Raw genomic sequence first — 13,301 nt, forward strand, 5'->3', positions numbered from 1 at the left:
TCTGAAGAAGGGCTAAATTGCGGAGCGGGCATCCAGATACTGCTGTTGTTTAAGGTGCCGGATAAGCACCCTGCCCTCGGGCATGAACTCGGTGCCGTAGCGTACAAGGCCGATGCCTTTGAGTTCGGCATCGATTGCGTAGCGCAATTCACCCGGCTGCGCCTGCTCCAGCATCACCACCGTGACCCTGCTTAAGCGCGGCTCATACTTCAGCAGTACCGCGGACAGTATGGTAATCAGTTGATGCGCTGAACCCGGCATCCCCTGGAGAATTTTGGTCATATCCGGCAGGCCGTAATCCGGGAGATGCGCCAGCGTACCGGCGCGACAGTTGAGCACGCGCTGCATGTTATCGAGTACTGATAGAATCACCTGGTTCTGCTCACTGACCTGGCGCAGGCTGAGGCCACCGGAGAAATTACCACTCAGCATTTCATACAGCGACGGCGTGTTGTATCCCTGTGGCATCAGTCATCCTTCAGAGGTTGTAACGCCAGATGGTTATTTCCGGCTTCTAGAATACGGGGTTTATCCGGATCGAGATCTTTACGTTTGAGAACCTGCTTCCAGGTATTGTTGGTCAAATCCGGATGGCGGAACAGTCCAACCACCGCTACAAACTGCGTGTCCTCTTCCATCGGCATATCAAGATTTGCATCCCCGCCCGGTTTTACCACTACGTCGCGTGTCGCCAGCAGATCGGCTTTGAGGATCGTTTCGCCGTCCTTGAGCAATTGCTGATAGACCGTTTTGTCGAACTCTTTGCGTTCCTTCAGCTGGTAAATACGGACCACCACCGGCTCAGACAGTGAGTTACTCTCGCGGGAATCCGTATTCAGTGCTTCACGAGCCGTAAAATCGAGATGGAGCACCTTAATTTTCTTGTAAAACACCGCGGTGTAGACTGATTTGGTGCCATCTGCGACGCCCTGCGTCACTCCACAGCCCGTCAGGCTGAACGCCAGCAGTGCAGGTAGCCAGCTCGCAGGCTTAATCAAACTTGTACGTAACACGTCGGTTTCCTTGTTGTTGTGTTGCAGAATGCATACCTGTGTAATAGCCCAGTTCCGTCGTAAAGGTCGGCGGGATATCCTCTGCAATCTCATCCTTTTCAGCCCCCAGCACACCGTTCATGCCGAGCCAGAAAGATCCTTCGCCGAGTGGCGGAACGGCCAGCAGGCGGGTCAGAGTGGTCAGCGTGATTTTTGCCTTAAAGCGCCAGCCGAGGTAGACGCGCAGCATTACCAGAAAATCCTGATACAGCTGGCCGTCCGGCCTCCAGCCCTGCGACTCGTTTTCGTTATCGGAAAAAAGTGCAATCAACAACTGGCTGCTGGCATCCATCGCTTCGTCGCCAAGCGGCGTGTTGCCGTCCAGCACAAAATCTTTATCACCGTAAAAACCCAGTGGCTGACTGACCTCGACCGGACGCAGGCAATAGGGACTCACTTTCACTATGGTACCGGGTGCCAGCAGGCTCACCAGTGCCTGTATCCCCTCCTGGGTTTTTCCAGGCTGCCGCAGCACGCCAAGCAACGACAGAAAACGGGATACCGGAGTCGCAATATGCTCTGCGGTACCCGGTATGCCCAGTCCCACCAGACCCAGCAGCGATTGCGAAATGCTGTCGGTCCCGCCAGGCTCAAACGTGGCCGGGTAAGAGTATTTTCGCCAGATGCGATAGAACTGCGTCAGGATTCGGTGACTGAAGATATCCAGAAATCCCTGCAGCGCCTCGTGCCCATCCCTGCGCTGGGTGATGTCATCGAGATACGCTGTCGGGAGCGGCGCATCCACGCCGTACATCCCCATAAAGGTGGTGCGGATGACCGGCGGGTTAGTGCCGTCCTCTTCATCATATTCAATTGATTTCAGTTCGCTCGCCGGGAACCCCATTCCCGGATGCGGCGCAAATCGCACCGGATCGTGTGCCAGATGGCTGGTCGAGCCCATCAGCGGCCTGCCCGGATTACGCTTCTCCAGTAACTGACAAAAACGATAAAAATTCATGCAGTGGAGGTCAGCTTCCAGCCTCGGGGTCAGCCGGGAATGCGACGGTTGTGCTTCTCTTCCCATTCCAGGCGCTCTCCGGTTGGTTGCAGAATGATGATCAGGCGGTTAAACAGATAGATGTCGGTGTACAGCGCGAAGAAACGGCTCAGCATCTCACCAAACAGGCAAATGTCGCCACGCCCGGCAAAGCCGTGGCTGTCAAGCGTCACCTCAATCTGCACACCGCGCACCAGGTAGCCCTGCTCGAAACGCTCGGTTTCACTGTGCTTCACGTCAATGATGGCTTCCAGACGACGGCGATTCATCTCGCTGTCGGTCCATTCGTACAGCGCGAGGGTACCGCGCAGCACGTCGGCGTTATCCATCATCGACAGGAACCCACTACCAAGATGGCTCAGCACGCGCCAGTGAAAACGGTCCTGTGCCGGTGGGTAGCAGGGCAACGTCGGCGCACACAGATTTCGTACGGCGACACTGGCCGAGGTGGTTTTCATTACCGTATCGAGCACAGTGCTTTGCAGCGCCCGTCGTGGTAGTTGGCCATTAGTACCGGTGAGCGTCAGCGACAGGCTTTCATCTTCTGGTACCGTGTGGTTATCAAAAGCTTCGCCCCCGAGGATAAGCCAGGTGTTATGCAGCCCTGACGGGCCACGGCGCACGCGGGTGTGGTAGTAATATTCCGGCGCTTCATGACGCATCATTCCACCTTTGTGGCGGAAGCTTGAGAACGGGACATAGGTGTGCTGGTTCGATGAGATCACCGAATCCACCGTGTATATCTCGGTATGGCCATCCTGCACACGCATCGGGCGCAGCATGTATTCGGTTTGCAGTGAGTTGATCGTCAGCGGGTCGGACTCCAGCGGGAACAGGTTAATCACCGGCACACAGTTTAATCGCAGGTGTTTCTCCGTAAAGCTGAAGTCGTGTTCCCAGCGCTCCGTCAGAACCATGTCGATTTCAAACCATTGAAGTTCTGCCGGGAAAGTCACAGTCTCAAGCCCTCGAAGGCCGGTGAACATGAATTTTTCGCGGAAAGTGAAGTACTCCAGTAGCAGCTGATAGCCGCTAAAGCTGCTGGTACCTTTTGGCCACAGCGTATCCTCATCATCAAATCCCAGCGCGGTGAAATACCCATCGAGCGGTCTTCTGTCCATATCACCGGGTATCCGTAGCCACATCCGGGCCACGTTCATGGTGAATGCTTCATGCATGGCGCAGGCCAGCGGCGCATCAGCACTGAGATAGAACGGAAGTTGGCTGAGATCGATACGGCTCCAGTCCGCCAGTTGGCTGCAGTTAAACCGCAGCCTGACGACTGAACAACCTTCGGAATCAGTCGCCAGGCGAACCTGCTCCAGCGAAAGTGGCTGAAGGCTCATTTCTTTAGTGGTGGTGTACCGGCAGCGGGTCCCCTTCTCGCCGATCGGCCGCGAGTTCACTTCGAAGCCTTTGACAATACGCATCGGCTCTTTCATTTCGCGCCAGTCAGGAGTGAACTCCACCACTGACATTGACGGAATGGTACGCAGGTAATGCGGCCACAGCAGGCTGACCAGCCCTTCGGTCAGTTCAGGCAGGTCGTCGTCAAGCTTCTCACGTAGGCGGCCCATCAGGAAGGCAAAGCCTTCAAACAGACGTTCCACGTACGGGTCGCGCGCACTGGCTTTATCAAGGTTGAGCATTGCTGCCTGCTCGGGGTGAGCTCGGGCAAACTCTTCGCCCGCTTCCAGCAGGTAGCGCATTTCAGCGTCATAATAACGCAGGGTTAAATCGTCCATAAGAACCTGAATTTATAAATTTTAAAGGTAGGCTGGGCTTTTTTTACACACAAAGCACCGCACTGCCTGCCGGGTCAAGTGCAATCAGACCGGCAAGAATCTGGTCCATCTCAGGCTGAAGCCGTGATTTATCGGTTTCACTGCGTGTGGCTTTCGTGCGCAATAGTCTGAGGCGACGTGATTTCACTTCAAACAGCAGTGCCGGTACCCATTGTTTGAGGGTGATTGTCTGAGCTGCACCATCGAGTTCACCCAGTAGATGCAGCGCCAGTTCATTTTTGCCCTTCTGCTCGGCCACGCGGGCCATCAGCAAGCGCAACAGCCATTTATCTTTTGTAGAGTCGGTACCCGGCCGTGTCTGCAGCCAGTGGAGTGTGGCTTCCAGGCCGTCAATGTCCGCTTTCTCCAGCGCTTCCGGCTCAAGGGCCAGGATATCGTTATCCGCCTCACTGACGGCACTGACCGGTTCATCCCGCCAGCCAGACATATCGTCCAGCACGCTCTGGTTTATCCAGCTCAGCGTGACTTCATCGGCAAACGGCGTACCGTCGTTAAAGGCCAGGGTTTCAAGCCCTATGAGGCGGCGTAACAGCCCTTTAAGATCGGCGGTGATGATGTCGGCCAATACATCCTGCCCCGACTTCACAAGTGCCTGATGGATATACCACTGCAAATCCAGCCAGAGGTGATTGGCACCACGCGAGAAAGTGCTGTCTGCCTGTTCCAGAATCTCCAGCCAGCTCTGCTGCAGGTACAGGCGTTTGAGCATGGCTCGTTGGTCAGCCCGGGGCGGTTCGATACGCGTTTTCCCTTCGGCATCCGGTGCCGGGATAGCGCTCAGCGTGTCATGGCGCAGGCTTTTCATCAGCCTGTGTGCGGCTAGCCAGCCATCAGGTTGCTCACGCAGGTATCCGGTAAGTGTACGGGCCTGGGCCAGCAAATCCTGACCGGAGGTTATGCGGCTCAGTATCGGTGCTTCAGGTTCTGCCGTATAAGACGAGGGTTGGATTCGCGTCTGGCTGCTGGCGTTCTGTGGCACCACGGCATCCACACCTCCGGCCTTCATCAGGCGGGATTCTAGCGCGCTGTACAGGGCATTCAGCTCTGGTCGTGACGTCTCCGGCTCTGTTTCCATGATGTCACTGAGCAACAGCAACGCTCCGGCGGTACGCTGTGCATCCTCGCGTACAACCTCCGGATACAATGACAGACTATCCAGTACACGGGTACCGGCTAGCCAATCCAGCGCAGCTTTGCGGCTGCGGTCCCGCTGTGGGTGAAGCTGCATGCCGAAGCGCTGCAGTAATATCGCCAGCAGTTCGAGTCCTTCGGCAAAACCGGCTTCGCCATCCTGGTGCAGACGCGCCCAGCAGTAATAGGTGGCAACCCGGATATCTTTTGCGGTGGTGGTCAACAGTTTTTCGGCAAGCGTGCAAATCAGCCCGGTGTCAATGCCGGAAAGTTTATTGACCTCCTCGCGGATACGCAGAAAATCATCATCATAGCCTGGATCTTCCCCTGTCAGATGGGTAGCGCTAACCGGCGCGAGCCAGGACTGCCAGCGTTCCGGGCGCACCTGAGCCCGTTGCCGCAACTGAATGTCGTCCGCCTGAAAGGCAACCACCAGATTCTGCAAAGTATTCATTATTCGATTCCGTCCATATCACTGCTTTCCGTGCTGGTCATCAGCGCCTGAGCCGTGGCCGCGCTGTCGACGCTGAATATCCGATCCGGCAGCGTGAAACCGCGCAGTGCCAGTAAGGCCAGCGGCCCGCTGCCCAGCTGTGAGCGCAGCACCCACTGCAGGGTACGACCGTCCGGCGCAGTGAAGTTCATCATCCACTGACTGCGGTCAAGCTGCTGACGTTTGCCCTGCTCCAGCCAGCGAATGAAGCCCCAGGTCCCGCTGTAGTCCCCGAACAGACGCGCCCCGGCGTTAACCGTGGTCCAGGTCAGCATGGTTCCCGGCTTCCAGGTATCTCCCGGCCAGCGGAAGGACTGCCAGTCAGCCATCTGGTTAAAGTAGTGCAGCTTTTGTCCGTCAACGGTCAGTTGCGTCTCCACCACCTGCGGCACAGGGCGTGCCTGCAGCTCAAAGCTGATGCCCTGGCTGCCATCGGTAAACAGGATGTCTGACAGCTGGCTCAGCTGATTAATCGCCCGCAGGAACGCCGGGTTAAAGCTCAGCCCCTGGCTGTTGACCTTATCCGGCACCCACTGACTGCCCTCCTTGTGCAACACACCGCCGAGCTCTGTCGTCAGAAAGCGCTCAATACGGCCGCTGTCCTTGCGCACAAACTCGGCCAGCATCGGCAGGGAGGCATCACTTTTGCTCGCGGCAAACGGAAAGCGCCCGTCAAATGCCGTATGCCAGTTCGCGACAACCGAACGGCTCCACTTGTCATTGAGGCTCGCCGCCGACGGCTGAAGCACGGTCTCCCAGGCCTGGGTCAGGGGCTGCACAAACATCGTGCTGCCAAAACCGCTCCACTCTTCGCCAAGGCTTGCCGAAATCAGACTGCCGTACTGCCGGGTGTCGGTCAGGTCCACGCTTTTGCCCTGAAACACGGTCTGCGCCAGGGTCTGCATCATCTCCTGCGGGTCGGAGGCACTGGCCACCTGTTGCAGACGCAGGCGCACGCGGGTGATGCGGGTCAGGTACGTCTGCAGGCTCAGGGAGTTATCAGCCGACATCACGTTGTTGCCTTTGTTTTTACCCAGAAGCTGAAGCAGCGGGCCGAAGGTTTCATCCAGAGGTCCTTCCGGGCCTGACGCTGTCTGGTCAATCGCGGGTTTGTCCTGTCCACCCACCAGGTCTTTAGCCGATTTAATGATGGACTCCGAAAGGCGTTCACTTTGCTGACCGGTCTGTCCCTGCCAGGCGAGGGTGTTCATCAGGGCAATCAGCGGCGACTGGCGGACATCACTCATCAGCGTCAGCTGGTCTGTGACATCTGCAATGTTGTTCACCGGGTTAAGTTGCAGACTGTTGAGAAAGCCCAGCCAGCTGCCGGCAAAATCGGTGAAATAACGTTGCGTCAGACGTGCTTTCAGGGCTTCCGGCGAGAGGTCAGCCGACACGGCTTTTCGGGAATCGCTGAGCACCCAGTCAATTTCATCCCGGCGGGAATTAGCGGCCTTTTCGATAGCCTGCTGAATACCCCCCTCCCAGGCCTGACGGGTGAACATGCCCGGCACGGCCTCGTCGCTGGTGAACAGGCGACGGGCATCGGTCCCGCCGGTCATGTCCTCCAGAGACACATCGGCAAAGTTACGGCGCACGGATTTGAGCATGTTCTCATACAGCGTGCTTTCCGCGTTGCGCCGCCCGATTTGCTGCAGCAGCACCTGGCGGCTCTGGCTGACCAGCTGCGCATCAGGCGTGATTTTCCACTGTGGCTGCGCCGGCAGTTCGTTGATGTAGAAGGCCCACAAATCCGGCGCCAGGCTCTGCCAAAGCCCGGTTGAAATGCCCGTTCGCGCTGGCTGCAGGGTTTTAATGGTCTGCGCGAAGAATGCCCCGTCGACCTTGTCCGGGCGGGCCATCATCAGCCAGGCTTTAAGCTGGTCATAACCCGGTCTGGCCAGCTGTGCCCGCTGATCACTATTGGGGGCGGAGTTTACCAGGGCGCTGAGTTTCTGTGTCAGCGCCTGATTCGCCGGGTCGCGTATCAGGCGGTTATTCGCCACGCCGTACCAGGGCAGCATCGCATCGAGCAACTGCCGGGTATGGTCCAGACCGAAGCGCTGGTACCATGGCGCCCCCTCCTTAATATGGTGGAGCAGGCGACCGGCGTCGTTTCGCAGTTCATGCAATGCCGTCAAGTGGTAATCAGAAACGGAAGGATGCTCAACTAAATCATGCGCCTTGTTCGCCACAGAAGAGATTTGACCGTAGTTCAAAGCAAAGGAGATCAGTATGCCTCCCCCCCAGGAGCCAATCACCGCCATCTTCACCCAGCCTAGCATCCGCTCCCACGGCATGCCAACACGACGGCCGCACGCCCGGGTACAGTCCTTAAAAATACCCTGCCAGATGGAGGAGAACGTCAAAGCATGTTTGTGATCGCGAAGCGCCGCGTCTTCGGCGGAACCGGCTGAGGGCTCTGCATTCCCCTTGAGACTGAACATCAAGCCGCTAAGCGGGACACGCTGCTGTGCGCTGTACAACCACGGCGCTAAACGCATCTTCCAATCTTCGCTGCCGCCATACTCAAGCTGCTGAGCCAGGCGCAACATAAAATCATAATCGCGGTTATCTGCTATCTGCGAAAGCCCCTGCTCGCGTAGCTGAGGCAACAGTTTATTCAACTGCCCTGCCACGTCGTCCGGCTTAGCCCGCAGCGGTAAAATCACACCAATGGACTGAGTTTTACGCTCTGATTGTGGCCAATCGCTACTGCACAGCTGCCACAAATAAACCGGGGCAGAATAATGCAACGCCCCACTGATTTTCTCCAATCCGCGCAGGTCGTTATCACTCATCTGCGGCGTGAGCTTCTGGCCTTCGGCAATCACGCGCACAATACCGTCGAGTGGGCGGCCACGGCGCAGCTTGCGCAGTGCAGTATATTTTTCGCTGTTGATCTCTGAATCCAGGCTACCACCGTAAATCAACACGGTACGCTCGCCTTCCAGCCATTGGCTGGTCTTCAGACCAGGAACCAGCTGTTCGATTGAGGCTTCATTGCCAGTGACGAGCAGCAGGCGGATTTTGCTACGCCAGAAAAATCCGTAACGAATTCGAAGATGATTTTCAAAACTGGAGAATGATTGACTCCTGGTACTGCCCACTGCTGAGGAAGGAGCGAGCTTCTTGCCCGCCACCAGCGGCTTAAAGACAGTTTGATTTCTTCTCTGCTTCCATCGCCACCAAACAGGTGAGCCAACCAGGCCAAAAAGCAAAACGGCAAAGACAGTTCCCCAGACCGTCCAGATTTTTGGAATTGAAATCCCAAGTTTGTTCAAACTCTCCTGATTGATAAAAATTAAAAATGCGCTTAACCCCGCAAGACCGAGAATTAAAAGGAAGTACCCCCATGAACCATAGCGTGCGTTAAGCATTATTTTTTGATCTGTCATGCGTAAAGCTCCCTGGCAATCAAGCAAAGCGTCCCTGTTAGCTGCGGCGTCTGGCTTACCAGCAGTTGATCCTTACCCGTTTTGTTGGCGGCTTCAGACAGCATAACCAAGGAAAGTGGCAAGGCCATCTCTCCAGGAGGTCCAAAAGAGAGATCGATAGAATGCAGAGGCCTTTTTTCTGGCAGCGGCCAGTGGTGGAGAGCAGCGTATTGCATTATCTCCTGGGCGGTTTTTTCAGCTGCCCCCATCAGCCAAACGTATTCCAGATACTGCTTATCGGGCTGTACGTATTCAAATAACATATTTAACTCATTAATAATGCTTCCTGCTTCCATCGGCATCATACGCGTTATACCAGCGATAACAGGCATTGAATGCAGCCGAGCAAAGTCAGGTGAGGTAATAAGCTGAGCAGAAATAAACTCACTTGACTGCCCGACGCTTCGGGGGGGCCAATTCTGGAGAGAAATAATTAATATCAACCCGTCAGTAATGTTTTTATCATATAGAGATTCTAAAAATTCCATTGAATGAACTGAGTGGGGTATAAGATCCCATTGTTGAAAAATCAATTCATTGCATTCTGTGTCAACTCTGTTTTGTGATTCATAAACGTAAATAGAGTGTAAGAAATGGCGATAGCCAGGGTACTGCTGATCCAGCTTTCGGTCTGTTTCTTTCATTAATGACGGAAAACTATGCGGGGAATTGAATAATGGACGAGCTTTTTTAGGAAATGCTGGAACCTTTACCAACTCACCTAACAGCGCCTGCATTCCTTCTTCTTCCGGAGAAAACAAAACATTGCCAACCACGGCAAGCTGTTGTCGACTCCAACTGCGCCATTCGGCTTTAGTTTGTTCTGTTTCGAAATTCCAGGCTCTACTGGCTACGACAGACTGCTCATAGCGATTAAAAACCACACCAAATATACAAAGCCAAATGAGCAATGCGGGCAGCGCTCCGTAAAAGAAGATTTCATAGTAAGTTGCCATATTCCATAACCATAAACTCGAAGCAACTCCTGCAATTGATATCAGTATCAATACTATTATCCATAACCAATAGTTAGGTGGTGGAAGCGAATTTTTTTCTGGAATATCAGGTATAGGCCACGCCATAGTAAAACTCGATATGTTTATGTTTGATTCAAAAAAATCGAAGAAGAAGTTAAAACTCGTAAACAACGCATCTTTTTAACTGAATGCCATCCTGCACACTAACAGGCTAAACCTAACATTAAGCTATGCATTATTTTAGAATTATTACTGTAGCATTTCATATCTCAGAGTCATCCATTCTTTTCTATATGTTATTTTAAGAATAGACACAAGCCACTTATGTTTAGATTTTGCGCAAAAGCTTTTTTTATTTCTGTAGCGGCAAATATCATTCCATAACGCTTTTTTATCAAACCCGCCCCATACAGAAGGTGCTGGCGTCAGAAGATTGGTGTAACAAACCGGGGCAACCCATTCAAAAAAAATTTCTTCAACTATAGCGACAGGGAATTTTTTTGCTATTGAGGATATATATTTGAAATCGACTTCATTATCTACAAATATATCTGAAAGTGCGCCACACAAATCGAAGTAAACTAGTTTATCTTCCACGCTGTAAACTCCTCAATTTCCTCATCCAGACTATCAGCAACTACTGAACCTGCTATACCGCCAGCTGCGCTACCTAATAATACTAGCGCAATAGCGCAGACCGGAGCTCCCGGGCCGCAAAGTGGCGCTACGGCGAGACCTGCTAACCACCCACCAGCAACACCGCCGCCAATTTGCACACCCTGTTTTATCGTTTCTTTGGGTTTATTTTCAGCGTTTAATATTTCATAGGTTGCCAATGACGCTGTTATTAAAACACCAACTTTCCCCATTACCTTAAGTCTTTGGTTTGATGCATTGAATTCTGGATTGCCTCGTGCAGATGATTCGATAATTTCGTAATGAATAAAACTTTTCTGCTGTGCAGTTAACTCTTTAAATGAACGCTCGAATTTTTTGAACGCATATTTATCGTAGAGGTCATCTAATGTTGGAGGTGCTTTTTTATGCTTTTCAGCAAATGACAAGCCTGTAGATGATGTGTATTTCCTGTGCTCCGCAAGAATTTTATTTCTCATTTCATAGCAAAATTCAGAGGCTTCTTTAACCGTTATTTTCCTGGCTTTAACCATTTCCTTTACTTCTGATGTTACTCTTTTAATATTTGATGTATAACTGGCCCTGACATTAGCATCATTTATAGCATCACTGGAAAATTTGATTGCGGTTCCCTCAAGCGCCGCAATTGCATTATCCAGAATAGGGGTTTCCAACTCATGCTCTTGCCCAGCCTCATATAGACCTTTAATGATCATATAGTCCATTAATCACCCATAATATTTTTTAATAGTTTACTGGTTAAACTTTCACCGATGAGATTGTTATTGCACGGACGTTCAATTTCAACAAAATTACAGGTACTTGCAGAAACAGTAGAGATGTATATCTTGTTATGATCATCGATCACCCCTTGATGTACACTGCCATCATCCATTGTTAAACGATAATTAAGGCCTGAATAATCTTCTTTTATTGGTAGAGAAAAGCTTATCCATAAATTATCCATTACAGAATTAGCTTCTATAATAGTGGGAATTGCTTCTGCCAATCCTCCTGCATCATCCTTAGAGTAACTATCCGAAATGCCAGGGATAAATTTTGCATGGCACGGACAGGAGCTAAAACTATCAAGCGACCCCGCAAGAGCCACCCCTTCATTAAAGGTAGCAGCGATCCCTCCTAAGACTTTATAAGTTCCCGGGTGTTTACCACAGCTAACCATATCCCCTTCTCTGGCAGCAGAAACGCCGTACCATTGAAACGTTGAATCGCCGGTAAGGATCTTCCCGCCACAGGTGGTACTATCACCGACTCTTAAAAAATAGCCGACGCCCATCGTGTTTCCTTGTTTGAAATATTATGAGAGTATGCGAAAAATATTCAAAAATTTACTAGCGAGTATTTATAGCGCACGGAATTCCCCAGTCGGCCCCAGATTTCTATCATCTGCGCTTCGCTGTAGCACGTTTTTTTGCTTACTGCCGAACCCTATATTAAAATTTGGCTTATCCGGTGTAGCATCACGTTCATTAGTATTAAGCCTGAAATTGTGTTCTTTCCATCCTTTCTTGTTGCTGTATTCCTGATGGTTTGTGTACTACCAAAAAACCATGATAACGCCAGAATACCGTTAGGTAAGAGTTCCACATTCTTAATGGTGTCCTGGTTTGAGGTTTTAAGCGTTTCATTAATTTGCGTACTACGGTTAAAAAGGGTTTAGTCCGAACCTTTAATTGTGTTATCCATATCGCCACCAAAAAAATCATTATTTTCATGGCGAACTGTGATGTTTTAATGATATTTCCTACCATTATCCCGGACAAACACATTAATAATGAAAAGGTTTTCCATCCTTTTGGCCGATCAGAATGCGCCGGGGCGCACGCGTACGCTACGGCTAATAGTGTCCCAGAAGGCGATAATTTCCTCTTTGCTGTAGGAGGTCGGCGGCATGGAGTCATTCTCCATGGTCAGAATAAAATTTGGGGTCTTATAGCTGGCCGTCAATTCATTTATGAACATATCAAAACCGTAACGCGGCTCGTCCTGAGATACCTGTAAACCCGTTGCCAGAAACTCCTGGGCCTGCAGGCCGTTGACAATAAAAGCCCCTTTTCTTTCAACCTGGCCTCGGTACAAATTACTCTCTATCTCACCAGATCTCTCCAGTACTGTGTCCTTTTCACGCGTAGAATTATCGGTGGAGATAATAATCTTTATATATTCGAGTGTGTTGCTTTCAAAACCAACAGAAATATCTTCCCTGTCCTCGGAGGTCGGGTCTGTGGCAATAAACGCGTGGGTGATACAGGATCCAGGCTTCGTCGGAATGGCATCATTACCCCTGCCGCTGATTCTCGCCATCAGCGACTGCATCTGGCTGACATCACTTTCTACATAGTTTTGAATTGGATCACCATTGCGTTGCCTTTCATAACGTGAAGCTGAATTATTTACTGTTTGCTTTTGTAGCTTGATGACCACACCGTTGGTATACAGATAACCTTCCAGAATTCGCATTGCATCTGCAACACTTTCGTTTACATTCCTTTCAAATATTACACCATCCATACCATCCGGTAACTGCCAGACCTTTTTCAAAAAGGGCATGTTTTCACTTCTGAGTGTATTGCTTGCACGTAATCCAGCCTCCCTTCTTATCAACTGTTGAACAAAACCTGGATGGTACATTTTCTTGGTAGCAAGATAAGTTTTATACATATCTTCCGGTCTGGAAATTACCGCCGCCCAGATATTTTTATCCAGCGGGGCTGAGTCATTATAAGCCGTAAAGGATGATGGCAGGTCGAGC

General features: G+C 51.6%; 11 protein-coding genes. All 11 read right to left on the reverse strand.

Annotated features, from left to right (window positions below; genetic code table 11):
- Positions 1–12: 12 nt before the first annotated feature.
- Positions 13–468, reverse strand: coding sequence for a type VI secretion system baseplate subunit TssE (tssE, locus tag ACOYA6_RS08295; RefSeq protein ID WP_138369162.1), 456 nt, complete (start codon positions 466–468; stop codon positions 13–15).
- Positions 468–1,013 carry a type VI secretion system lipoprotein TssJ gene (gene tssJ, locus ACOYA6_RS08300; RefSeq protein ID WP_138369163.1) on the reverse strand — a complete coding sequence of 182 codons (546 nt, stop codon included), beginning with the start codon at positions 1,011–1,013 and terminating at the stop codon, positions 468–470. The genes tssE and tssJ overlap by 1 nt, the downstream gene beginning before the upstream one ends.
- A complete protein-coding gene (gene tssG / locus ACOYA6_RS08305) occupies positions 991–2,076 on the reverse strand; it encodes a type VI secretion system baseplate subunit TssG (protein WP_422654486.1) in 1,086 nt (361 codons plus the stop codon). The genes tssJ and tssG overlap by 23 nt, the downstream gene beginning before the upstream one ends.
- Positions 2,040–3,794 (reverse strand): type VI secretion system baseplate subunit TssF, encoded by a 1,755-nt coding sequence (gene tssF, locus ACOYA6_RS08310; RefSeq protein ID WP_422654487.1) that lies wholly within the window; start codon positions 3,792–3,794, stop codon positions 2,040–2,042. Before tssF ends, tssG begins: the two co-directional genes overlap by 37 nt.
- A 43-nt stretch (positions 3,795–3,837) precedes the next feature.
- On the reverse strand, positions 3,838–5,439 hold the full coding sequence (tssA, locus tag ACOYA6_RS08315) for a type VI secretion system protein TssA (protein ID WP_422654488.1): 1,602 nt from the start codon (positions 5,437–5,439) through the stop codon (positions 3,838–3,840).
- On the reverse strand, positions 5,439–8,876 hold the full coding sequence (locus ACOYA6_RS08320; RefSeq protein WP_422654489.1) for an ImcF-related family protein: 3,438 nt from the start codon (positions 8,874–8,876) through the stop codon (positions 5,439–5,441). The genes tssA and ACOYA6_RS08320 overlap by 1 nt, the downstream gene beginning before the upstream one ends.
- Positions 8,873–9,997 (reverse strand): hypothetical protein, encoded by a 1,125-nt coding sequence (locus ACOYA6_RS08325; protein ID WP_422654490.1) that lies wholly within the window; start codon positions 9,995–9,997, stop codon positions 8,873–8,875. Before ACOYA6_RS08325 ends, ACOYA6_RS08320 begins: the two co-directional genes overlap by 4 nt.
- A gap of 144 nt (positions 9,998–10,141) precedes the next feature.
- The gene (locus tag ACOYA6_RS08330) at positions 10,142–10,489 is read right to left on the reverse strand and encodes a DUF7079 family protein (protein WP_138369168.1); all 348 of its coding nucleotides are present in this window, start codon (positions 10,487–10,489) and stop codon (positions 10,142–10,144) included.
- The gene (locus tag ACOYA6_RS08335; protein ID WP_286172521.1) at positions 10,474–11,253 is read right to left on the reverse strand and encodes a hypothetical protein; all 780 of its coding nucleotides are present in this window, start codon (positions 11,251–11,253) and stop codon (positions 10,474–10,476) included. The genes ACOYA6_RS08330 and ACOYA6_RS08335 overlap by 16 nt, the downstream gene beginning before the upstream one ends.
- Positions 11,253–11,825 carry a PAAR domain-containing protein gene (locus ACOYA6_RS08340; protein WP_422654491.1) on the reverse strand — a complete coding sequence of 191 codons (573 nt, stop codon included), beginning with the start codon at positions 11,823–11,825 and terminating at the stop codon, positions 11,253–11,255. The genes ACOYA6_RS08335 and ACOYA6_RS08340 overlap by 1 nt, the downstream gene beginning before the upstream one ends.
- 527 nt (positions 11,826–12,352) lie before the next feature.
- The coding region (locus tag ACOYA6_RS08345) for a T6SS immunity protein Tli4 family protein (RefSeq protein WP_422654492.1) at positions 12,353–13,301 on the reverse strand (949 nt) is incomplete at its 5' end.

Source organism: Leclercia barmai (assembly GCF_049312895.1).
Classification (GTDB): Bacteria; Pseudomonadota; Gammaproteobacteria; order Enterobacterales; family Enterobacteriaceae; genus Enterobacter; species Enterobacter barmai.